This window comes from Aquimarina intermedia (genome assembly GCF_008124785.1).
Lineage (GTDB): Bacteria > Bacteroidota > Bacteroidia > Flavobacteriales > Flavobacteriaceae > Aquimarina > Aquimarina intermedia.
In genome coordinates, this window is record NZ_VNHU01000005.1 from 32,652 (window position 1) to 56,349 (window position 23,698).

16 protein-coding genes are annotated in these 23,698 nt (G+C 37.6%); 8 read left to right on the forward strand and 8 right to left on the reverse strand.

Features of this window, described 5'->3' with window-relative positions:
- Positions 1–30: 30 nt before the first annotated feature.
- The 3 genes from BD809_RS08575 to BD809_RS08585 all read right to left on the reverse strand — a co-directional run bounded on the left by BD809_RS08575 (position 31) and on the right by BD809_RS08585 (position 1,462).
- Positions 31–285, reverse strand: a complete 255-nt coding sequence (locus BD809_RS08575) for a hypothetical protein (RefSeq protein ID WP_148782562.1) — start codon at positions 283–285, stop codon at positions 31–33.
- Between the two features lie 5 nt (positions 286–290).
- Positions 291–848, reverse strand: a complete 558-nt coding sequence (locus tag BD809_RS08580; RefSeq protein ID WP_148782563.1) for a sigma-70 family RNA polymerase sigma factor — start codon at positions 846–848, stop codon at positions 291–293.
- A gap of 98 nt (positions 849–946) precedes the next feature.
- A complete protein-coding gene (locus BD809_RS08585; protein ID WP_148782564.1) occupies positions 947–1,462 on the reverse strand; it encodes a GbsR/MarR family transcriptional regulator in 516 nt (171 codons plus the stop codon).
- Between the two features lie 149 nt (positions 1,463–1,611).
- Here BD809_RS08585 and BD809_RS08590 point away from each other — a divergent pair, with 149 nt between their 5' ends.
- The gene (locus BD809_RS08590) at positions 1,612–3,750 is read left to right on the forward strand and encodes a M20/M25/M40 family metallo-hydrolase (RefSeq protein WP_148782565.1); all 2,139 of its coding nucleotides are present in this window, start codon (positions 1,612–1,614) and stop codon (positions 3,748–3,750) included.
- Between the two features lie 77 nt (positions 3,751–3,827).
- Here BD809_RS08590 and BD809_RS08595 read toward each other — a convergent pair whose 3' ends face one another.
- The 3 genes from BD809_RS08595 to BD809_RS08605 form a co-directional block, all read right to left on the reverse strand.
- Positions 3,828–5,858: a M3 family metallopeptidase gene (locus BD809_RS08595; RefSeq protein ID WP_148782566.1), complete on the reverse strand. Its 2,031-nt coding sequence runs from the start codon at positions 5,856–5,858 to the stop codon at positions 3,828–3,830.
- 575 nt (positions 5,859–6,433) lie between these two features.
- Positions 6,434–6,922, reverse strand: a complete 489-nt coding sequence (gene purE / locus BD809_RS08600; RefSeq protein WP_148782567.1) for a 5-(carboxyamino)imidazole ribonucleotide mutase — start codon at positions 6,920–6,922, stop codon at positions 6,434–6,436.
- A 52-nt stretch (positions 6,923–6,974) separates the two neighbouring features.
- Entirely contained in the window at positions 6,975–8,132 is a 1,158-nt protein-coding gene (locus BD809_RS08605) for a 5-(carboxyamino)imidazole ribonucleotide synthase (RefSeq protein ID WP_148782568.1), read from the reverse strand.
- A gap of 157 nt (positions 8,133–8,289) precedes the next feature.
- Between BD809_RS08605 and BD809_RS08610 the strand changes: the two genes are divergently transcribed.
- The 7 genes from BD809_RS08610 to BD809_RS08640 all read left to right on the forward strand — a co-directional run bounded on the left by BD809_RS08610 (position 8,290) and on the right by BD809_RS08640 (position 15,301).
- Positions 8,290–9,396 carry an adenylate kinase gene (locus tag BD809_RS08610; RefSeq protein ID WP_148782569.1) on the forward strand — a complete coding sequence of 369 codons (1,107 nt, stop codon included), beginning with the start codon at positions 8,290–8,292 and terminating at the stop codon, positions 9,394–9,396.
- Positions 9,397–9,481: 85 nt separating this feature from the next.
- The gene (gene obgE / locus BD809_RS08615) at positions 9,482–10,492 is read left to right on the forward strand and encodes a GTPase ObgE (RefSeq protein ID WP_148782570.1); all 1,011 of its coding nucleotides are present in this window, start codon (positions 9,482–9,484) and stop codon (positions 10,490–10,492) included.
- A gap of 255 nt (positions 10,493–10,747) precedes the next feature.
- Complete coding sequence (locus BD809_RS08620) at positions 10,748–11,404, forward strand: hypothetical protein (RefSeq protein ID WP_148782571.1); 657 nt, start codon at positions 10,748–10,750, stop codon at positions 11,402–11,404.
- Between the two features lie 2 nt (positions 11,405–11,406).
- On the forward strand, positions 11,407–12,126 hold the full coding sequence (locus tag BD809_RS08625) for a hypothetical protein (protein WP_148782572.1): 720 nt from the start codon (positions 11,407–11,409) through the stop codon (positions 12,124–12,126).
- Positions 12,127–12,335: 209 nt separating this feature from the next.
- On the forward strand, positions 12,336–13,091 hold the full coding sequence (locus BD809_RS08630; protein WP_148782573.1) for an isocitrate lyase/PEP mutase family protein: 756 nt from the start codon (positions 12,336–12,338) through the stop codon (positions 13,089–13,091).
- A 1-nt stretch (position 13,092) separates the two neighbouring features.
- Positions 13,093–14,169, forward strand: coding sequence for a bifunctional transcriptional activator/DNA repair enzyme AdaA (locus BD809_RS08635; RefSeq protein WP_148782574.1), 1,077 nt, complete (start codon positions 13,093–13,095; stop codon positions 14,167–14,169).
- 127 nt (positions 14,170–14,296) lie between these two features.
- Positions 14,297–15,301 carry a hypothetical protein gene (locus tag BD809_RS08640; RefSeq protein ID WP_148782575.1) on the forward strand — a complete coding sequence of 335 codons (1,005 nt, stop codon included), beginning with the start codon at positions 14,297–14,299 and terminating at the stop codon, positions 15,299–15,301.
- Between the two features lie 1,134 nt (positions 15,302–16,435).
- Here BD809_RS08640 and BD809_RS08645 read toward each other — a convergent pair.
- Positions 16,436–16,852, reverse strand: a complete 417-nt coding sequence (locus tag BD809_RS08645) for a cytochrome c oxidase assembly factor Coa1 family protein (RefSeq protein ID WP_170251833.1) — start codon at positions 16,850–16,852, stop codon at positions 16,436–16,438.
- 654 nt (positions 16,853–17,506) lie between these two features.
- Positions 17,507–23,566: an alpha-2-macroglobulin family protein gene (locus BD809_RS08650; RefSeq protein ID WP_148782577.1), complete on the reverse strand. Its 6,060-nt coding sequence runs from the start codon at positions 23,564–23,566 to the stop codon at positions 17,507–17,509.
- Positions 23,567–23,698 lie beyond the last annotated feature (132 nt).

Sequence of the window (23,698 nt, forward strand, 5' to 3'; positions counted from 1 at the left end):
ACAGAGAATTTGAGAAAGAAGTAAAGTTCATTAATCAGACATTTGCTTCTCCAAATTTTGTTTCATTATTCTTTTATCATCTTCAGAAAGTTCTTCTGTCTCAATATGCTTTAACAACCAAGTTAATCTGGAGTTGCGAGAAGAATAAAGGCGACAAGCTTTACAAAAAATCAAATGAATATTGAGTCGTATCTTTTCTGCCAACGAGGCTTCTTTGTACTGACTTTTATCACAACAAAGCGCAGCTTCGTTGCAACTAACAAAAATTCCTTTTCTTTTACTCATAATAACTATTTAAACCAATTGTTTTCCAGACATGAAGCCATCGCAGTACGTGCCCTGTGTATAATGACCCATAGATTAGACGCCGTAATATTGTATTCATTACAAATAGCTTCAGTATCAAACCCCTGAATGGTTTTTAATCTAAAGATATCCGCGTGTTTTTCTGGAAGTTTATCTAGGCATTGGTAGATTGCCTTACCTAATTCTTTGTTCTCTATTTCGCTTTCTGCATTTAATTCAAAAGGATCAGCAACTTTTTCTTCCAACCAATCACCTTCGGTTTCAGTGTCTCCGATTTGTTGCATGCGAACTTCGGCTTTCCCCTTCTTACTGTTACTTTTTCTATAATGATCAATTATCTTACGCTTCAAGATAGCAACTAACCAAGTTCTTTCACTTGCCTCTCCTTTAAAATTTTTCATGGATTTGAGACCGGCAAAAAAGGTTTCCTGAACCAGATCTTGAGCAATTTCTCTATTGTTCACTCTACCTATGGTATAGTTGAATAAGTAATTACTATATTTATCTATCCATGTATTTGGATCTATAACGTTTGTTGGCATATGTTGAATAGCTAGACTTCAAAAATAGAATAAAAACCTCGAAGGACTCTTAAGAATTATAGTATTAAGAATCTGTTAACATCTGTTTCGTTACCTTTTTAAGTATTCTTACTTCCTAGCCAATGTAAAATTATTCTTTGCAAACGACCTTGCTCTTGAGTACTCAAAAGATTGAATAATGCATTTACATCTTTGGTTATGACTAATAAAGCCTGCGTTTGTTTAATAAATTCTCTGGTTTCGGCGGTTCCATCCTTTTTAATTTGGACTATTTCTTGTAATGTCTGTAGGGCAGGTGTGATTTCTCGTTTACTTCGTTCCGTGGCAATTTGTCTGGATAAGTTATAGACATCTTTTTCGGCTACAAAATACTCTTTACGTTCGCCCATTTTATTTTCCTTATAAATAATTCCCCAATCCAATAAAATCCTCAAATTAGTACTGGTGCTTCCTCTCGAAATCTTTAATTCTTCCATGATATCCTCCATAGCCAAGGGTTTCGGAGCGATAAAGAGCAGCGCATGTATTTGTGCAGTTGTTCTGTTTATTCCCCAAGAGTCTCCCAATGCTCCCCAGGTTTCAAGTAGTTTTTCTTTGGCTTCTATAAATTTCATAAGTAAATATAGTAAAATTGTGCTTTTGCTTTCAGTCTAAACTGAAAGCAAAAGCACAATTTTATACAGTTGTTTTTTTGTGGGATACCCATCGTGGTAAAACCCCGATTTTGTGTAAGTTAGTGTTGTTAAACACAAACTCTTTGAACATGAAAATAACCAACACTTTTCTGTCAGCGCTTATTGCTTTGACATTTTTATCGAACACTTACGCACAACAGGAATCTGCAATGTTTTATGCGACCATTCAGACTGTTGATGCAAACGAACTACAGAAGCAACATCCTGAAATGATTGAGGTTATTACTGCTGCTAATGGCTTTAGTGCTGTCAAATTAACGGAAGATGCTGCCGAATTCTTACATGAAAAGGTACTCGTACATGGACCGGGATTCATATTTGAACCTTCAGAGAAATCTGCAATTGCTTCTTTGGATAAGATGAGGTTAAATACCATGCAACGTGCAGCGACTTCTTTTCAAATAACACAGCCAACGTTGGTAAATCAAAGTTTAAATTTGGTAAATAATACCAATATAGCAAACCAAATAATTGAATTAGAAAATTACGGAACACGCTATCACACAACCAATAGTGCAAGACAAGCGGTTTTGGATCTAAAAACGAAATGGGAAAGCCTTGCAGGCAACCGTTCAGATGTATCTGTGAGAATCGTTAATCATAGCAGTACTGCTATGCCATCGGTTGTTATGACGATAACAGGAACAGATGAACCTGATAGTTTTGTAATTATAGGAGGACATATCGATTCTACAGCAAGAGGAAATAACGGGAACGCTCCTGGCGCTGATGATAATGCATCGGGAATCGCAACAATAACAGAAGCGGCAAGGGTATTGTTTTCTATGGATTATAGGCCTAAACGAACGGTCGAATTTATGGCTTTTGCAGCAGAAGAGGTAGGGTTGCGAGGTTCTAAAGAAATTGCTCAGGATTATAAAAGTAGAAATGTTGATGTAGTTAGTTATATGCAACTTGATATGACTAATTATAAAGGGTCATCAAAGGATGTGTATGTTTCTACAGACTCCTATAATTCGTCAAGTTTGAATAATTTTCTTATCGAATTAATGAATTATTATAACGCGACGGGAACACATCAGTTCACCTATGGAACCACGATTTGTAATTATGGTTGTTCTGATCATTATAGTTGGGCGCAACAAGGATATGAAGTTGCTTTTCCATTTGAAGCCACATTTTCTCAAAGTAATCCATATATACACACGCCTAATGATACCTTTGATCGTTCTCCCACGGCCAATGCTACTCATGCGGCGAAATTTGCTAAGCTGGCGCTTGAATATCTTATTGAAATTTCAAATGATGTATCTTCGGGAGGTTCTAATGAATGTATCAACGTAGTTTCGTCGTACCCGTATGCGGAAAGTTTTGAAAATACACTGGGAGCCTGGACGCAGGATACCTCAGACAATCTCAATTGGTCTATCGATGCCAATGGAACGCCATCAAGAGGTACAGGTCCAAGCTCGGCACAGCAGGGGAGCTACTATTTATATGTTGAAGCTTCTGTCAATGGTTCAGGATATCCTAATAAAAGAGCGATATTAAATTCGCCTTGTTTTGATTTAAGTCCTGTAACAGGGGCTTCGCTCAATTTTTCCTATCATATGACAGGAAGTGCTATAGGGTCCTTACAAATTGAAGCAAGTAGTGATAATGGAGTATCTTGGTCCTCTATATTTAGTAAGACAGGTGCACAAGGTTCTGCTTGGAATATATCAAACATTGATCTTTCTGCATATGACGGAGGAAATTTGAAACTTAGGTTTAATACGGTTACGGGATCTGGATGGCAAGGAGATGTTGCGATAGATAATGTGCAAGTTTCATCATCCTCAAGATCATGTAATGAGGTGAACTCATTTTCTTCAAAGAGTTCCTATAAAACAGGGGATCAGATGCGTCTCGAGGGTAAGATTTATCAAAAGAATGCTACGGGATGGGTTGTGCAGGGAACATGTGCAGTGCTTGTAAAGGAAACGAATCCAGGCAAAGAGTTGTCGGAAGTATTCACGCTGTCTCCCAATCCGGTAGGCTCAGAATTGTTAAATATTACGCTTGCGAATGAGGCACCTTCTCAATTTACGGTTTTGATATTCGATACTTCAGGAAATGTACTGAGAGAAGCTCAAGTGCTTGCAAAAACAACATCAATTGATATGAATGGTCTGGCATCAGGAACGTATTTTGTATCACTTTTTGATGGGATCAAAAACTATACAAAGCAATTTGTTAAAAAGTAACTAGTTACAGAAGTAGTAATTTCGAAGTAATTAGTGAGCTTGACAGGAATCTTTATATCCTGTCAAGCTCACTTTCTTTATTTTATAAGACCAGCACGGCGCAATAATGCTTCCGGATTAGGTTCTTGTCCTCTAAATTTCTTGTAAAGAATCATTGGATTTTCAGTTCCTCCTTTTGATAAAACATATTCTTTAAATTGTGTAGCGATAGTGCTATTAAAGATTCCGTTTTCTTTAAAGTATTCAAACGCGTCGGCATCCAGTACTTCTGCCCATTTATAAGAATAGTATCCTGCAGCATACCCTCCTTGAAAGATATGAGAAAAAGAAGTGCTCATGCAATTCGATGCCACATCCGGATAAAGTGAAGTGTCTGCAAAGACTTGTGTCTCATACTTCTTGACATCGTCGATAGCATTAGGGTTCTCAGCATGCCATGACATGTCTAATAAACCGAGGCTCAATTGTCTTAAGGTTGCCATTCCTTCTAAAAAGGTAGCAGATTCTTTTATTTTTTTCACTAATTCCATAGGGATGTTTTCTCCCGTTTTATAGTGCTTTGCAAACAACGCAAGTGCTTCCTCTTCATAACACCAATTCTCCATTACTTGACTGGGTAGTTCTACAAAGTCCCAGAACACACTGGTACCGGAAAGTCCCGGATACGTAGTATCTGCCAAAATACCGTGTAGTGCATGTCCGAATTCGTGAAATAAGGTAGTCACTTCATTAAAAGTTAGTAACGAAGGTTTACTGGGCGTGGGTTTAGTGAAGTTACAAACTATAGAGATATGGGGTCGTTCATTTTTGCCATCTTTTATCATTTGGGATTTGTATGAGGTCATCCAGGCACCATTGCGTTTACCTGGTCGCGGATGAAAATCTGCATACAACAAAGCAATATAGTTTCCGTCAGTATCTGTAACATCATACGTTAAAACCTCGTTGTGGTAGGTATCAACGGTTTTAGTCTCTTTAAAATTTAGTCCAAAAAGTCTGGAGGCAATAGCAAATGCACCATCGATTACGTGTTCTAACTGGAAATAAGGTTTTAGCTTTTCATCGTCAAGATCAAACAATTTTTGTTTAAGTTTTTCGGAATAATAGGCTCCATCCCATTTTTGAAGTTGTTCAATACCATCCAGCTCTTTTGCAAATTTTTCAAGCGATTCAAACTCCTCTTTTGCAGCAGGCTTTGCTTTGACTAAGATTTCATTTAAAAAGTCAAACACTTTTTCCGGAGTTTGCGCCATACGTTCCTCAAGTACAAAATGTGCGTGAGAGGCATATCCCAGCAATTGTGCGCGCTCGTAACGCAATTTTGCAATACGCAAAACATTTTCTTGATTATCGTTTTCGTTGCTTTGGAAACCGCGTGCACCAAAAGCTAAAGCAAGTTTTTTACGTAAGTCGCGATTATCGGCATACATCATAAAAGGAACGTAACTCGGATAATCCAGCGTTATAAGCCATCCTTGTTTATCCTTTGCTTCTGCTAAAGCTTTGGCTGCTTCCTTAGCGCCCTCCGGGAGTCCCGATATATCTTTTTTATCCGTGATTAATAATTCAAATGCATTTGTCTCGGCCAAAACATTTTCTCCAAAGCTTAGACTAAGCTTAGAGAGTTCTGTATCAATTTTTCTGAGTTTGGTTTTATCCTCTTCTTTAAGATTGGCACCGTTGCGAGAGAATGATTTATAGGTCTTGTCTACTAATGTTTTTTGCTCTTCACTTAGCGTTATATTGTCTTTGTTTTCAAAAACAGTTTTAATTCTTTCAAATAAAGTTGCGTTTAATTGAATGTCATTACGTAATTCTGAAAGCATAGGAGCTACCTCTTGCGCTATTTTTTGAATAGTGTCGTTAGTTTCAGCACTGTTAAGATTAAAAAAGATGCTTGTTACCCGATCCAGAGACTGTCCGCTATAATCCAATGGAGCAATAGTATTTTCAAACGTAGGTTGTGATGTTTGAGAAGTTATTTGATCGATAGCTATGCGGTTGTGTTTGATACCTTCCTTAATAGCAGGAATAAAATCCGAAGTCTCAATGCGAGAAAAAGGAGCAGTATCAAAAGATTGAAGTAAAGGATTTTGCGTCGTATCCATATAAATTTTCTTTTTATCGATTAAACGTGTCTTTTATCGATTTATGTCATTTTGATTTGATAAGAATTTACAATACGCTGTACAAGAGCATTAGATTTGTCTCAGGTTTATACGTGTTGATCTTATCAAAAGATTTCAATTAAATTAATAATCAGGGGGTATGAATATTAATCTTTTTTGTTGGTAAAGATCATATTTTTAAAAGAGCTACAGTAACGGTAGCTCTTTTTTCTTTGTTAAAAGTTAGCCTTTCGTCGTTAAAAGTAATTTCAAAACTAGATTCGTTAGCTGGTAAATCTATTGAAACGGTATTTCATCGTTAATATTTGTATTTCATCGAAAAAATGAAAAAAATCCAGGTATTATAGTGCCGTAATCAAAGTAAGGTTTTACCTTTGTTTCAGGTTTTAAGAGTAGGACCTTACGATGAATTTTTTGTGTAATATATTTAAGTTGGTTAATAAATATTGTTATATTCTGTTGTAAGGTCTAAATGAAATGAGCTGCCTCTCCGGCAGCTCTTTCTATTTTTAGGCATTTCTCAAGTTGTTTACCTTTACGAAATAAGAATTTGATTAAGATTTTCTAATGTCTTCTGCGCCCTTGATAACTTTAGTCTTGAGTCCTTCTTTATACAGTAAAATTTTATCTAAGATACACGAATCAGATGCTCCAATAATTTGAGCAGCCAGGATTCCTGCATTCATAGCACCATCAAGCGCTACGGTTGCTACGGGGACACCGCCGGGCATTTGTAGTATGGATAACACAGAATCCCAACCATCGATTGAGTTGCTTGATTTAACAGGCACTCCGATAACAGGAAGCGGAGAGAGCGAGGCAATCATTCCCGGTAGATGGGCTGCACCACCTGCTCCGGCGATAATAACTTTAATTCCTCGGGTATGCGCATTTTTACCATAATCAAACAATTTCTCCGGCGTGCGATGAGCTGACACAATATCAACCTCTACTTCGATATCAAAACCTTCTAATATATCAATCGCTTTTTGCATTACAGGCATGTCACTGGTACTTCCCATAATTACGGCTACTTTACTCATGTCTTTTTGTTTTATTGTGTTGTTGCGTTGTTCAAATCTTATATGGCAAAAGTTATTTGCTGATTACCCTCAGCATATCCTTTACCTTTTCAGCTATTTGTCTTGCTGTGTTTATGTCCTTATTTACGATAGTGACATGTCCCATCTTTCTAAAAGGACGGGTCTCTTTTTTACCATAAATATGGGGCGTTACCCCGGGAAGTGTCATCACTTCTTTTATATTTTCATAGGTTACCGGACCAGAAAAACCTTCGGCACCGGTAAGATTAACCATAATACCGGCAAGTTTACTTTCTGTAGCTCCAAGTGGTAAGTCCAGAATACAGCGAATGTGTTGTTCAAACTGATTGGTAAAACTAGCCTCAATACTATAATGTCCGCTGTTATGAGGTCTGGGGGCCACTTCATTCACCAGGATCTCATCATCTTGTGTCAAAAATAATTCAACGGCCAAGATCCCTACATGATCAAAAGCCTGAGATACGCGCGTTGCAATATCGATTGCTTTTTTTGCAATAGCGTCAGAAATACGTGCTGGACATAGTACATATTCGACCTGATTAGCTTCAGGATGAAACTCCATCTCAACCACAGGATACGTTTTTATTTCGCCACTCACATTGCGCGCCACAATAACAGCCAATTCATTTTTAAAAGGAACCAGCGCTTCGGCAATACATTCGGTATCCGGTAATTTTGCCAGCTCTTTTTCGCTTTTTATGATAGCAACACCTTTGCCATCATACCCTCCTTGGGTACTTTTCCATACAAAGGGAAGTTTAGTGTCTTGTTGCTCAATACTTGCCACCAACTCTACTTTGGTTGCAAAAACAGCAAAATCGGCAGTTGGTATACCTCGATCAGCGTACAATTGCTTTTGTCTTCCTTTGTTCTGAATCTTTCGCAATGTGGCTGCTTCAGGATACACTTTGGTACCTTCTTTCTCTAACAGCTCAAGGGCATCAACATTTACGCTTTCGATTTCAAAAGTAAGCACATCTACTTTTTTTCCGAAGGAATACACCGTATCAAAATCCATTAAATCCCCATCGGTAAAATGATCGCAGGCAAGACGACCCGGAGCTTGTGGGTTTGGATCCATCACATAGGTCTGGATGTCTAATTTACGTGTTTCATAAAGCATCATTTTGCCTAATTGCCCACCGCCTAAAATTCCTAGTTTGAATTCAGAAGAGAAATAATTTACCATAGTGCTACTGTTGAATTATCGCTTTGAGACAGCAAAAATAATTTTTTAAAGAACACTAACCAGTAATTTACACGCTAAATGCAGTTGTGATTGTTTGATAAGTATAATATGTAATCACTATCTTTGCGCCTTTAGTAAAAAAAACAGCCTGATCCGTATGATCAAATTGCACGACTTATATTTTACACCTTACATTAGTGAAGAGCGCATTGCAAAGGCTGTTGACAGGATTGCAGCGCAGTTAAACCGGGATTATAAAGATGATAATCCTTTGTTTATCGGAGTTTTAAATGGTTGTTTTATGTTCGTTTCAGAAATTCTGAAGCGCTTTGACTATAATTGCGAAGTAAGTTTTGTGAAATTAGCTTCATATTCCGGTACGCAATCTACCGAGAATGTACGAGAACTTATCGGCCTAAATGAAGAGATTAAGGGTAGAAAAGTAGTGGTACTGGAGGATATCGTGGATACCGGAAACACGATAGAAGAACTGCTCAAAATTCTTGAGTCAAAAGGTAGCGAGTCTATCGCGATTGCAACACTTTTTTACAAGCCCGAAGTATATAAAAAGGATATAAAATTAGACTATATAGGATTCGAAATACCGAATCGTTTTATTGTTGGATACGGTCTGGACTACGATGGTTTAGGACGTAACTTAACAGAAGTATATCAATTAAAATCAAACCACATGATCAATTTGGTGTTATTCGGCCCTCCGGGAGCAGGAAAAGGAACACAAGCAGAAGTTTTGAAAGAAAAGTACAACCTTAAACATATCTCTACCGGAGACGTGTTTAGATACAACATTAAAAATGCTACCGATTTAGGGACCTTAGCTAAATCCTATATGGATAAAGGGCAACTAGTACCCGATGAGGTTACAATTAAGATGCTGAACGCCGAAGTTGATAAAAACGCCGAGGCACAAGGTTTTATCTTTGATGGTTTCCCAAGAACCGAAGCACAAGCTGAAGCCTTAGCAACACTGCTCGAATCCAAAGGGACCGAGGTAAGTGCAATGGTAGCACTAGAGGTAGATGATGAGGTATTGGTACAGCGATTATTGGAACGAGGCAAAACCTCAGGACGCCCTGATGATGCCGACGAAGCTGTGATTCGTAACCGAATTAAGATCTATTACGACGAAACTGCAATTTTGAAGAACTTCTATCAAAAGCAGGATAAATATTATGGGGTTGATGGCGTTGGAGCTATTGATGAAATTACTACACGCTTAAGCGCAGTAATAGATCAGCTTTAATCCATACATAGCAATTATACAATTGCATTTTTTGGTATTTTTATACCAGTTTTCCAGCTAGATGGCTGATTTTAAGTATTGAATTATGACAGAAGGGAATTTTGTAGACTACGTAAAATTATACACCTCCTCGGGTAAAGGAGGAAAAGGATCGGTGCACTTACATCGTGAAAAATATATCACCAAAGGTGGACCCGATGGGGGAGATGGAGGTCGCGGAGGACATGTAATTATACGTGCGAATCCAAATATGTGGACCTTGTTTCACCTAAAATTTAAACGCCACTTTAGAGCTGGTCATGGAGAGCATGGGAGTAAGGGACGTAGCACGGGAGCCGATGGAGAAGATGTGTACGTAGATGTACCCTTGGGAACTGTTATACGCGATACCGAAACGCAGGAAATTATAACTGAAATCACCGAAGAGGGACAGGAATATATAATTGTCAAAGGTGGTATGGGCGGTCGTGGTAACTGGCACTTTAAGAGTTCTACAAATCAAACCCCCAGATATGCACAACCCGGAGTCGATGGAGAGGAGCTGGACATAACCCTGGAATTAAAGATTCTTGCCGATGTGGGATTGGTAGGCTTTCCCAACGCAGGTAAATCTACCTTACTCTCGGTAATTACAGCAGCTAAGCCAAAGATTGCTGATTATGAATTTACAACGCTTAAACCTAACTTAGGAATCGTCGAATATCGAGATTATCAAACCTTTGTAATGGCTGATATCCCTGGGATTATTGAGGGGGCAGCAGAGGGTAAAGGGATCGGACATCGATTCTTACGTCATATTGAGCGTAACTCGACCTTGTTGTTTTTAGTGCCCGCTGATGCACCGGATATTACTGAGCAATATGAAATCTTGTTAGATGAACTACGACGCTATAATCCCGAGTTACTGGATAAAGAACGTTTGGTAGCTATTTCTAAAAGTGACATGTTGGATGAGGAGCTAAAAGCCGAAATGAAAGCAGAACTAGATAAAAATTTAAAAGTACCGTATTTGTTTATCTCTTCTGTAGCACAACAAGGACTCCAAGAATTGAAAGATACCTTGTGGACCATGTTAAACACTGCTGACGTAGAATAGGAAGTTACCTAATATATAAAAATCACCACCCCGAATACAAAACTGTGTTCGGGGTGTTTTTTTATAGGCTACGAAATCAATCACATTATGTAATTGTATAAGTTATGACTGGAGGAGGTAAAGTTAGAACTGGTAATCTATTTGGATTACAACCTACCCAATTTCAACATGCATGGTTCGGTTTTGGAAATTGTAATTAATTAGTATAGATTACATCGATGAGTATCAAAACTCATCGGTTTAATTAAAAAAAACATGAATATTGAAGAGTTTATAGAATTCACGAATTCTGAGCAGTATTATCAAAATGCTCATCTTTCGTGTGTACACATACAATCCGAAGCGTCTAATTTTCAAAACATTTACTTTGATTTGCTTGTAAATTTGGATAGTGTTATTGGAGAACCCACAAAGGAAACATGGCGTTTGTCTGCTATTGGTTGTGACTTTATGTACAATATGCTTGGTAAGTTTTTTATGCCGTATATACAGTTGAAATTACACAAAGATCACCCTCTAGTATGGCATAATAATAGTAAAATGGTTGAATGCAAACTAGTAGGATTTCCAGAAAATCAAAACTTGTTTTTAGGTGATGTATATTATGCCTATCTAAAAGTTTCTAGAAATTGGATTCAAGCAAGTCGTGATTTTTTTGCTATTGAATATGCATTTAAAAAAAATGGATCTATGAACCTCACGATACCTATGCAATTAAAAACAAGTGTTGAAACAATTTGCAAAAATCACCAGATAGAGTTTGTTGACGTAAGTTTGTTAGAATCTCAATCGACTAGTGATAAAGAATTGCAAGCTCTAATATTTACCAACGATTATATTTCACCTGATGGCTTTAATATTGGACAACCTCATATTTTGGCTAAACAATTTGAGCTAAAACGAATTAAGTAATTATGAAAAATACGTTGTCCTTGTTTGTTTTTTTTGTAGTACAATTTATGGTAAGTCAAGACTTAACCGGTAAATGGGCTATGATTATCGATGATTATACGTTCACTAGTATAGAGTGCCCAGTGATCGAAATTACGCATGATAAATTGATGACTTATAGTTTTGATACATTATTAGGGGAAACAAAATTAGAAATTGACTTAAAAAATAAATTGTTTATACACAATGATGGAGTTAACTATACAGACTACCATTTTACTCATGATAAAAGTAATTTTCTATTAACAACACATAAATTATCTGGTATGGATCGTAATGGGAACAAATCAATAATTAATAATGTAAACTACGTAAAGTTACTTCCCACAGTATTGAAATATCCAATTGACAGTATAATAAATAAACAATATGAACATTTTTATTCAAAATCAATTATAAGGACAGAATCAAGAATTAAATTTAAGGGAGTTATATGTGAAGAAAAGGTTATAGAGATGGTAGGTATAGAAAAATGTCCGAGGTATAGATTGGAAAAATTAGATGAGACTTATTTTATCGTATATTATCCAAATAAGGATCATAAAATGTGGATGGTTCCTGTCAAAGAAGTTAATAGAGACTATTTACTGATTTACGGTCTTGTAAACAAGAAAGGTCTTGTAAAGCTGCATGAGATAAAAGAGATTAGAAGCGAATCAAAGCTGTATATTCCTAATAAATGAATTGCATTCAAAATTTGAATGATAGTTAAATATATGATACTTATGGTATTGTAATCTAATTATTTCGAATATATAGCTGTATTTGGGGTGTTTTGTTTATAGGGGACGTCGATTCGCTATATAGATTTTTCTGACCACAAAAAATACATGTCCAATTTTCGGTTGCAGGTGGTTTCGTGTCTTCAGTACTTTGTGAAAAATTATACACGATGAATTTCAAAGACTTACACAATCAAAAAGAACCGTTACTCATCTTTAATGTATGGGATGTACCTAGTGTCAAGGTAGCCGAAAAACTAAATGCTCAGGCCGTTGGCACCTCAAGTGCAGCAATTGCCTCTCTTTTAGGGTACCGGGATGGCGAAGAAATTCCGTTTGCTGAATTAGAATATATAGTCAAACGAATTGTATTGAATACAAAACTTCCTGTATCGGTGGATATCGAAGCTGGGTATAGTGATGATCCCCAGCAAATCGCAGCGCATATTAAAAGATTAAGTACCATAGGTGTTGTGGGAATCAATATTGAAGACAGCCTTGTTGATACCGATCGAAAGCTACGCGATGCCGAATCTTTTGCAGCAATACTAACACAAGTAGTTAAGCAAATAAGGAGTATCGATAAAGACCTGTTTATAAATGTAAGAACAGACACTTTTTTGATGGATCATCCAAACCCTATAGCAGAGACTAAAAGAAGAATTGGTTTATATCAAGAAGCCGGTGCAAATGGTATTTTTGTACCGTGTGTTGAAAAAGAAACCGATATTAGCGAACTAGTTAAATGTACGAAGTTACCGATCAATGTTATGTGTATGCCTAAGCTTCCTGATTTTGAAACTTTGCGCAACTTAGGGATAAAACGGATTAGTATGGGTAACTTTTTATTTGATACTATGTACACTCGATTAGAACAAACAGCCCAAACGGTACTGAATCAACAATCGTTTAATTCAATTTTCTAGCATGCAGATTACTGAAAAAGAAACAATCGACACCTATTACACCGCGCTACTTGATAGATCTCAACGTTTTGTCGGGATTTTTTATGTTGGCGTAAAAACTACTTCTGTATTTTGTATTGCGACCTGTCGGGCACGAAAGCCAAAACGAGAAAATGTTGTGTTTTATACTACCTTTAAAGAAGCGTTGGACAACGGATACAGGCCTTGCAAAATATGCAAGCCTACCGAAAATGCTAATCAGGCTCCTAAGCATGTAGAGACAGCTATACAGTTAGTCAAAGACCATCCTAAAGAAAAGATAACTGATGCCACCTTACGGGCGCATCATATCAGTCCTGAGGCAGTACGTCGATGGTTTAAAAAACACTACAATATGACCTTTCAGGCATATCAGCGAATGTACCGAATCAACACTGCCTTTCAAGAGTTAAAAAGCGGCAAACGAACCACTCATACAGCGTTTGACTCAGGCTATGAATCCTTGAGCGGATTTGGCTATACGTTCAAAAAGCTTATAGGCAAATCGCCCAAGAATAGTAGCGATAAGAACAGTATTTTAATCAGTCGGTTGACCACCCCACTGGGGCCAATGCTTATCTGCGCAACAGAAAACGGTATCTGTTTGTTAGAATTTGTAGATCGACGCATGTTAGAAACTGAATTTGCAGCCTTACAAAAGCTACTCAATGCTACGATGTTGATGGGCGAAAATGCACATATCCGTCAAGCGAAAAAAGAGATTGAAGAATACTTTACAGGAAAGAGAAAAACGTTTGATGTTGCACTGGAAACTCCGGGAACAGCTTTTCAACAATTGGTTTGGAAGAGTCTATTGGATGTAGCCTATGCAACCACAGTTACCTATCAGCAACAAGCTGAAAAAACAGGAAAAGCCAAGGCAGTACGTGCCGTTGCCTCAGCAAACGGATGCAACCGAATAGCGATTATTGTTCCCTGTCACCGCGTCATTGGTAATGATGGCAGCATGACGGGGTATGGCGGGGTTATCGCAAGAAAACAATGGCTGCTTACCCACGAACAAAAACATGGATTGGGTGACGCCAATCGTCTTAAATAATCTTTGTAGATTGGAGGTGGTTATAATTAGGTATGCTAATCCTTTTATTTTTTTCGAAAAGGTACTAGTTGAAATTTAATAATTAAGTTTCCCGAATCATAGAATTGAGAATTTTTTTGTAAGTCCAATGTTTGACATTACCCAACGTGATATGATAAAAATTTATATTCAAATTTTCGTACTCATTTACGCTAGTACTTTTACAAGCTGTGAAGATTATAAAATAAATATCAAACCTTATAATAGTTTTAAGGTTTTTAATAAAGTTCAAACGCAATATTTTGACTTAGATACACTTACATTTAAAATAATTGAAGGAAATAAGGGGACAAAAATATGGTTTGTTCGTGAAGATTTTGAGCTAGATGAAGGGGATAAAGTTACTGTCGAATTAAAAGAATTGTATGATTTTAAAGATTTGGTTTTTAATAATATCAATACGATCACTAATAAAAATGAGCTGTTGGAATCCTCAGGTGTAATATATTTGGATTTTAAAGTTGGTGATAAAAGTGTGCCTCTTAAAGATAAAAAGAGGTTGTCAATTATTTTTCCAGATAAACGATTGAAAGGCAATGAGTTGTATTACACTCAGTTAGATACGCTGGCTCAATTTCAATGGATAGAAGAACCGGTTTATATTGGTGTTATTCATTATGATAGAGTTAATAGAATTGATATAATAAAATCCATTCCAATAGATTCTTTACAATTCTATCAACAAAAAGATAGTTTGGCAAATGCAGAAACATCTCAAGAAATGGAGCTTCAAAATTATTCAGAAAGAGTATTAATCAATAAATTCAAATGGATTAATATTGACAAAGTTGTTAATCCAGATTACAGGATAGATTTTGAATTGGATATTGATGCTAGAGAAGAACTTGATAATTATCAAATTCACATGATTTATAAAGGATTTAATTCATTCATTTCTCTATACAGAACAAAGGATAACCTAACATTTGAGAATATTCCAATAAAGAATGAAACATATTTGATTGTTACATCAAAATCTGAGCAATTTATTTATGGTTCTAAATTAAAGTTAAAGAAGTTGAAACAGGAAAAGATAAAAGTTAATCTCAAGGTAATGGATACCGCGAATCTAAGGCAACTATTGGAAAATTAAGAAATGTTTTATTTTAAAAGGTTTCCCCATAACTCAACCCCTTCCACCAATTAAAACAATACTTCTACGTATTAAATGAATAATCATTACTCCATTATCGGACCCTTCAATGGATAGCAACAGTAGTTAGAAAACGCTAATGCTAGTCCAAATTCCATTAAATATAGATTAGTGGGAGCTGTTTTAGGGCTGATACCCATTAAATCAATAGCTATACGAAGTGTTTTACAGCTTTTAAGGATATCCAAGATCCCTAAGAGCCCTTATCGAATGACTTCGATGCGTGGTCGAAGTACTTCGAAGGCACCCAATATGGGCTCTAACCCCTGGGAAGAGGGCATCAAGGCCTTTTAGTGACCCTTGCAAGGTGTCAATTATGGCCTATAGCCTATGCTACGAAGGGTTAAGACCCCTTTCATTAGGCATAACAATCTTTAAAAGCATTCATCGAACTACTTCCGCGAGGGGTAAGGGGGCTGCGGATAGGGGGGGTGACCCCATGGCGTGAGGGGGTATGTTATGCTGCGCAGTTTTAGTTAGTTTAGGCAATAGTAGGAAGTGACAAGGCAGTAGTTCTCTTAATTAGTAGGAAGAGACGAGCCACAAGTCACTAGTTTTTTATTAAACTTCTTTATTATTCTTTTTTCACTAGTATAAGATTTTGTTTACGTCAAAAAATCTTGAAGCCTTGGAAAGATTTTAGTAAACAAAATCTGGTTTTGTCGAAGACAAAAATACCTTGAAAAAAGTGTCTTTTCTTTTGGTTCGTTTTCTTTGGACAAGCAAAGAAAATGAATGATGCTTGAACTATGTAAAATGGTGGTATTTAACTATAATATCTACAATTGCAGGCAAAATTATTGAATAGTACTTTATACAAACCACCCCCTCCGCCTGTCAGCACCTCCCCCTGACTAGGGTGAGGAGTTTTTTTGTTTAGGTAATAGTGCTTAGCCAGAAGCGACTAGTATGCTATATCAATTGAGTATTCTTTAATAGTCAACATCCAATTTTTAATAGTAAAATCAGTGTCAGGTCGAGCGGAGTCGAGACCTATATACTGTGGTTTTAAACAACCTCTCGACTCCGCTCGAGGTGACAAATTACTTCTTTCAAAAACTTGTGCCTATTATTTTACTCTAACACCATTAATAACTCACGAGTCTTTTTATTTCGCATACGAATCATGCGATAATGCCAAGTGTTGTTTTTATAATCTGCAGTGAGATCTAATTTGCCTCTGCGTTTACTGCCTTGAACCCATAGCGAAATATTAACCGTTTCATTATTGTTACTGTATACTACTTCCCCTTCTATAATTGCCAGTGAGTTTGTAGGGGATAGGGTGCCATACTCGGCAATGACCGCATCGTCTTTGTTAGCTTTTTCAATCGCATTATTAATGAGAGATGGATTTGCGACTATCGATCCCACACGTAGTGTCGCATCACCTGTCATGCTAAAGAAGAAGGTTAAAAGTAAAAGAGCAAATCCCACAGGGAGCGCCCATTTGTAATTTCTTCTAATCCACGGAGTAGTGTTAGCTGTCATAAGATCTTGATTATACATAGAAAACGGCTTGCCAGAATAGATGTTGCAAATGAGTCACTAGTTAGTAGGCACGAGGCAATAGTTTTTCTGTTAGTAGCCAAGGGTGACTAGGTAAAGGGCATTAGTTTTTTATAATTCTTTTTTCACTAGTATAAGATTTGGTTTACGTTAAAAAATCTTGAAGCCTTGGAAAGATTTTAGCAAACAAAATCTGGTTTTGTCGAAGACAAAAATACCTTGAAAAAAGTGTCTTTTCTTTTGGTTCGTTTTCTTTGGACAAGCAAAGAAAATGAATGATGCTGGAACTATGTGGAATGATTATATTTAGCTATTGTGTCTATAATTGTATGCAAAATTATTGCAAAATATTTTATACAGACCACTGCCTCCGCTCATCGGCACCTCCCCTTAATCAGGGTGAGGAGTTTTTTTTAGGTGATAGTAGTTAGCCAGAAGCGACTAGTATGCTATATCAATTGAGTATTCTTTAATAGTCAACATCCAATTTTTAATAGTAAAACCGATGTCAGGTCGAGCGGAGTCTAGACTCACATACTATGGTTTCAAACAATCTCTCGACTCCGCTCAAAGTGACAAGGTATTTCTTTCAAAAACTTTTGGCTTGTTACTTATGCCTAGTGCCTATTCAAAAAATTACTCTCCGATCTGTATACGAATTCCTTCAGAATGACTACTAAACTCTGGCGCATACATACTTTGAATCGTTGTGATACCGTTAGAAAAATGACCTGCATTATTCACGCGTACATCGTATTCAAATACATAAACTCCTTTGCGTAAATAGTCAAAAAAGAAATTGGTAGCTGCATCTTTAGTGCTTTCATAATAACCCAAACCATCCTGATATTTATAAGTAGAAATCACGTTGACCGGTTCTAATCCCGAGGCTCGCATGTCTTTCATATGTATGAATTCCATATCACGATCTGTGCGTAACTCGATACGTACCCGTACCAAATCTCCTAATTGTAAGTTGGTGCTTGCATCGATTTTGGTAATTTGCTCTCCGGTATCTGTATTCTTTTTTAGATATAATTCTTTTTTGAGCTTTAGCGGAGTTTCGGCTGGTGTGATCTTATCAAGATCTTCAAAATATTGCCAGTACAAAGCACCCCATGCGATCCCTTTTTCTTTTTTAGTAATCGTTACACTGCCCTGTTCAGGTTTGATTTCGTTGCCATTCCACAAAGTCTTAAAATACCCGGTACCGGCTTCGACTTTGGTCGCTTCTAACGTACCCGGATCGATTGTTTGATCAGCCACTTTAACAGCGATGGTTTCCGTAATCGATAACCAATCAGTACCCTGTAACAGCAAGGCGTAAATTGCTTGCGTGGTTGCTTTTGTAGTAGCCCAACGATTGGTTTGTTTGTGTTTAAGTAACCAGATTTTTAAATTGTCGATAATCTCAGTGCGCTTAGGTTCTTCAATAATTTCTCCAAATGCTTCGATCAACAAGGCCTGCGTTTCGATAGGCGCCTGATACCAATACCAACTGGGAGTATTTGATTTCCAATACATACCTAGTTCCTCACTGTTGATACTACGTTCTTCAAGCGACTTGACAATTGCTTTGGCAGTTGATGTTTGTGAAGCACGATGTGTTATCAAGGCCAACATACCTTGTGCATATAGATTTTGATCTAACCAGTACTTTTGTGCCTGTGACATATAATACGAGGTAGCCTTGGTTACCGTACGTGAGGGTTTAGCGTCTTTAAAGAAGCTGCGCATGTATAAATACAGAATTTGCATATAACTTAGATGATTTTTAGTCATCTCTGCTTTTTTCCCTTTAGTATACTTCTTCAGTTCCTGATATTCTTTTACAAATTCCTGATCCAAATACTGTAATGCTTTTTGCAACATATTCTGTATCGCAGGGTTTGGGGTGGTAACTCCTAGTTTTTGTAAGTGACCAAAACCGGTAACGATATGCTGTGTAATATAACGATTAGCTCTTCCGCCTTCAAACCAAGGAAATGCTCCCGAGGGATATTGCATCTGCACCAATTTATTTAATGAGGTTTCTAAGGATTGACGCATCAAATTTGCATCAAACAATAAGGCAATTCGCTTCTTTTGTTCCTGCTCACTGGCTGCATCACGTACCCACGGAGTTTCTTCAAGGATGAGTGACTTTAACTGTTGATTCTTTTCCAGATTGCTTAATAAGGCATCGCTCGATTTCCATTGCTTAAATACCTGCTCAATTCTGGGATTAGACTGGGTGATATGTTGTGCTAAGGCATTGGCATAATACCGCGAAAAGGTCTGTTCTGAACATTCATAAGGATATTCCATCAGATAGGGCATCGCCTGTACTGCATACCACGCAGGATTAGAGGTCATCTCTAACGTTAACTTATGATGCGATAAGGTGGTTGAGGTCGTGTTTTGTAATTTATCTAATGTAAAAGTTTTGGTTTGCCCCGAACGAATCCACATAGGCAAAGTCTCGGTAACCAACATACGATTGGTAAGTACAGGTAATACATTTTGTTCGCCATCACTATAGTCACCGGCAGTTGCTGTAATCGTATATTGAACGGTTTGCACGTCCTGCGGAACTACAAGTTCCCAAAAAACAACCGTATTACCATCTTGATCAACCGAAAAAGATTGTTGTGCGTTTTGTAACTGAAGTTTACTATTAATCGACTTATTAGTAAAGGCATCGGTTAGCTGAAGCTCTGCAGTACCGGTAAGTTGTTGAGCACTCAAATTAGCAATCTTAGTTCCCAATTGAATAGTATCTCCTACACGTAAAAATCGTGGGGGATTAGGGATCACCATCAACTCTTTTTGTGTGACGGTCTCTAGGGACTGCAGGGCTGATTGTAACTCTTTAGTATGTGCTAACAACTGTAATTTCCATTGGGTCAAAGCTTCGGGGGTGGTGAATTTAAAAGTTACATTTCCATCCTCATCTGTCGATAACTGCGGAAAGAAAAAGGCAGTTTCCTGCAGATTCTTCCGTATCATATCGGACTCCGTTGTTTTCTTTTGCTCAGTTTTAGCTGCATCTTCATCTTTTGAACCAGCTGTCATTCTTAATTCTTCGAGTCTAGTGGAATCTTCGACCAAATTAGTAGCTTTGCTTTCTTCCATGATTTCGTTCTGTACCATTGGCGTCGCAGATTTACGTAACATCCTATTATGATAATAGTGGGAACCAAAGGTAAAGCCAAACCAATTTAGCTGATCGTATTGCTGAATACTATACTTATTAAATCCTCTATCCGGTTGATAAATTCTTAAATTATGAATACCAAAACTCTGCCGTGCCTGTAAATCGTATACAGAGTAGTAGGTAGGATGCGCAATGGGCGAAAATTGCCATTGATGCGGTTTGAACTGGTCTAAAGACAGGTCGTACATACTGGCCAGAATTTCTGAGGCAACTTTTTCTCCCTTAGGACCTGTAATAGTAAAACTCCATGTTTCTTCCTGTCCCGGGCGCAACTTGTCGCGAAACGTTCTGGTTGTAATTTGTAAGTCAGAGGCAGGATAGGGTACAGGAACTAGTATATTGCCAGACTCAAAATCGTTGAACTGTGCATAACTATAGGTGATGGCAAAACCACCTAAATCCTCTTTGGTCACCGGTATGGTTATCGTTTTGATGGTATTGGATACGGTGATAATTTGCGTATCGATAATTTTTCGATCTTTTTCGGTTACCAGTGTAACCTGTAAATCTTTGGCAGCAGATCCTATGCGTACCTGAACCTTGTCGCCTATTTGATAGGTGGTTTTATCTAAACTGATTGTAAACAGTTGTTGATCAGCTACGGTTGTAGCTTTTGGGTCGTTTATTGTTATGTAGTTTACGGCTTTGACTTCTTGACCATTCTTATCTTTAATTTTTGCTTCAATACGATATACGCCGGGTTTCCAACTGGATAATTTGGTGAGTGCAATTGCTTCTACTCCTTTTATCGAATTTGAAGATTTTTGGGTGTCAAAGGAGGTTTTGAGCATCTGGGTGCCATTTTTCCATTGATGATAATCGTGCTCCTTATCATAGGCGTCATGCGGAAACAATTTCTTGAACTCCTCTTTAGTCAACAGCTTGCAATCCGGAGATGACCATGGGCGTTTACGCAATGGACTTGTTGGTGCAATCAATTTATGAATAGTTACTGTGCCTTTGGCTGCAATGTATTCATCATTAAGGTTTTTGGTACTGATCTTAATCGTGTCTGATTTTTGAGCGGTACTCAGTTGCTCTTTACTCTGTATGGTGAGTAGGGTTGAATGATAGCCCACACGAACCGTTGTCGTGGCTACCCGTGTTTCTCCGGAGATGTCGGTGACCTCGGCAACTACTTCATAATTAAAAACCGGTAGATTTTCTTTATCCACACTAGTATCAGGTAGTGCAGGGAATGTTATAGTGTAAAGACCCTTACTATCGCTGGTAGTTTCTCCATGTTTGATTTCTTGTGCTTCACTTGTGTACGCCGGGCGTGACCAATAGTACCAGTACGGATAGTTCACCTTGCGGTATACGCGATACACTACTTTAGCATCGGTGATCGAACTACCGGCATAGGCCATAGCGGTACCCTGAACCGTAATACTATCATTCACTTTATAGGTTTCAGTTACGGGTTTAAATTCTGTTTCAAATTTTGGCCGCTTATATTCCTCCACAGAGAAGGTCGTATTATGATAATTATCCATTTGAATTACATACAATCCGGTTAAGCCTGAGCTTGGTAAAATAAACTGTCCGTGAAAAGAGCCAAAGCTATTTGTTGTAAAATCCAAGGATTGTAATGCGCGTCCGTTAATATCACGTAAGGTGGCCGTTACCTTTTGCTCTGAAACTACTGTAGGTTTGCTTTCATTTTGAGAATTCACCATGATACCTTTAAAAAAAACAGTCTGTCCCGGTCGATAGATACTGCGGTCTGTAAAAAGGTAGGTGGTAAAAAGGGGTTTGTAGGTATCGGGGCTTTCGTTATACTGTCGATTGATGTAATACCCGTCAAAATAAGCAATGTCTTCGTTGTGCGTAACCATAGCCATAACATTGTAATAGTTCCCATCTATGTCGAGCTTAGCCATTCCATTATCATCTGTTGTCAAAGTAATATCAAGCGGGTTACGGCTACCGCTGTTTTTTGAAGTGGTCAATTGAACTTTTGCGTTTGGTATCGGCGATCCGCTAGAGCGATCCAAGACTTGAAAATTTTGGGTCTGCGGGGCGCGATGCTCTACAATAGCGAGCTTGGTGACTTGTAATTCACCATACGCTAAAAGTGAAGAAGACGAAATTTTTTCTGTAGGCGAGGCAATTATCAAATATTGTCCATGCGGGAGTTGAGGTATTACCACTTCGGCCGAATGTCGTTGATAATCCTGGTCACTACACGTAGTGATATGCCAAGTTGCTTGCGTAGCAAGTGAATTAATTAGTTTAATTTTTTCATTGATTTTATAGCTTTTCTCTAAAGTTTGTAGCTGCTCCTGACTAATTTTGAGCGCTTTAAAATGAAAGTCTTTCGCATTCTTGTAGGTGATGAGTGCACGACTCGATTGTTGCACAGGAACGTTTGACTCAGTCTGTACTCTTAACTCGGGAGCAAGGATACGAGACTTTAAGGCAGCGCAGTTTTTGGCTCCTCTGGATTTTGGGAATTCTGCGATAGCAGCATTACATATCGCCAGAGCTTCTTCTAATTTAAAGCGATGTGTTTCATTTGTATCTGGAACATAGGTGGAAGCTTGCTCTTGTAAAATTAAAGCAATCTGATAATCATAAAGTGTAGCTGCCGGATCTGTTGCAACATTTTCTTTCTCCTTTCGGAAGGTGTTCAGTAGTATGCTTTGTGCATCAGTTACGGTAGTATGCTCCTTTACGAATAATAAACGCTCAATATTGACATCGATCAGGGCTGCAGGATTTTTATCATTAGCGTGAAAGTGAATCAAGTCTTGATAGAGCTGTAAAGCATTCAGCTGAAGCGATACGGAGTCCTTACTTTTTAGTTCAAGATTGATAAAGGTGGTATGGTCTTGTAGGTAATCAGTCGCATCAATTTGAAAAGCATATGCTGGTTTGGTAATATTTGTTTCTGACGTTTTATAAAAATCAAGTGCCTGATGTGCTAATAAATCATACACTGTCGGACGGTATAATTTTGAGTTTTCTTCGGTAGTTAAAATAACATCCAATGCTTTAAGAGGAGTTTCTTGCAAAAGCTCCGGGTTTTCTAAGGAAGCTTTAAAGTAACTGTGTACTTCAGCAAACAGGGTTTGTAAATCCCAGGTTCTAAAATCGTTGGATTCAGGTTTATTTGCAGTTTGTGTTCGGTTATAAAACTTCCATCGATTTTGTTGAAAATATTGCCAATAGAGGTTAGCAAGAATATTTTGCAATATTTGTTTTTCTAAGGGTTTAGCTTGCTCAATTTCTTTTTTAAAGGTGTTAATTATTTTAAGTTGTGCGTCTTCCTCAAGGGTTAGGGTGTACTTTGACTTGTGTAGCAACGCTTTGATAAGCTGAGTGGTATTATTCTGTTCTTTAGCCTGGTTGTAAATGCTGGTAACAACCTCTGCTGCTGATTTGGGCAATCCCTTTTTTTCGAACTCGGTGACTTGTTTCCATTCCGTAGTAAACGATTCTTGAGCCATAAGCATCGATATTGAGATTAAGAATACTAGAATAATATACCTTTTCATCTTTTTGAGATTTTGAGTTTGAACTGTTAATACAATTGTTGTACCATTAATTTTAATATTTTAAAATATATCTAAATATGACACTCAGTTTTGTATACAGTTACTACCGTATAAAGCTACTGCTAAGTTATC

What these genes read in the sequence shown, in the direction of transcription:
- BD809_RS08575 (WP_148782562.1), bottom strand. Translation starts at nt 285, where the DNA reads ATGAGTAAAAGAAAAGGAATTTTTGTTAGTTGCAACGAAGCTGCGCTT.
- BD809_RS08580 (WP_148782563.1), bottom strand. Translation starts at nt 848, where the DNA reads ATGCCAACAAACGTTATAGATCCAAATACATGGATAGATAAATATAGT.
- BD809_RS08585 (WP_148782564.1), bottom strand. Translation starts at nt 1,462, where the DNA reads ATGAAATTTATAGAAGCCAAAGAAAAACTACTTGAAACCTGGGGAGCA.
- BD809_RS08590 (WP_148782565.1), top strand. Translation starts at nt 1,612, where the DNA reads ATGAAAATAACCAACACTTTTCTGTCAGCGCTTATTGCTTTGACATTT.
- BD809_RS08595 (WP_148782566.1), bottom strand. Translation starts at nt 5,858, where the DNA reads ATGGATACGACGCAAAATCCTTTACTTCAATCTTTTGATACTGCTCCT.
- purE (WP_148782567.1), bottom strand. Translation starts at nt 6,922, where the DNA reads ATGAGTAAAGTAGCCGTAATTATGGGAAGTACCAGTGACATGCCTGTA.
- BD809_RS08605 (WP_148782568.1), bottom strand. Translation starts at nt 8,132, where the DNA reads ATGGTAAATTATTTCTCTTCTGAATTCAAACTAGGAATTTTAGGCGGT.
- BD809_RS08610 (WP_148782569.1), top strand. Translation starts at nt 8,290, where the DNA reads ATGATCAAATTGCACGACTTATATTTTACACCTTACATTAGTGAAGAG.
- obgE (WP_148782570.1), top strand. Translation starts at nt 9,482, where the DNA reads ATGACAGAAGGGAATTTTGTAGACTACGTAAAATTATACACCTCCTCG.
- BD809_RS08620 (WP_148782571.1), top strand. Translation starts at nt 10,748, where the DNA reads ATGAATATTGAAGAGTTTATAGAATTCACGAATTCTGAGCAGTATTAT.
- BD809_RS08625 (WP_148782572.1), top strand. Translation starts at nt 11,407, where the DNA reads ATGAAAAATACGTTGTCCTTGTTTGTTTTTTTTGTAGTACAATTTATG.
- BD809_RS08630 (WP_148782573.1), top strand. Translation starts at nt 12,336, where the DNA reads ATGAATTTCAAAGACTTACACAATCAAAAAGAACCGTTACTCATCTTT.
- BD809_RS08635 (WP_148782574.1), top strand. Translation starts at nt 13,093, where the DNA reads ATGCAGATTACTGAAAAAGAAACAATCGACACCTATTACACCGCGCTA.
- BD809_RS08640 (WP_148782575.1), top strand. Translation starts at nt 14,297, where the DNA reads ATGTTTGACATTACCCAACGTGATATGATAAAAATTTATATTCAAATT.
- BD809_RS08645 (WP_170251833.1), bottom strand. Translation starts at nt 16,852, where the DNA reads ATGACAGCTAACACTACTCCGTGGATTAGAAGAAATTACAAATGGGCG.
- BD809_RS08650 (WP_148782577.1), bottom strand. Translation starts at nt 23,566, where the DNA reads ATGAAAAGGTATATTATTCTAGTATTCTTAATCTCAATATCGATGCTT.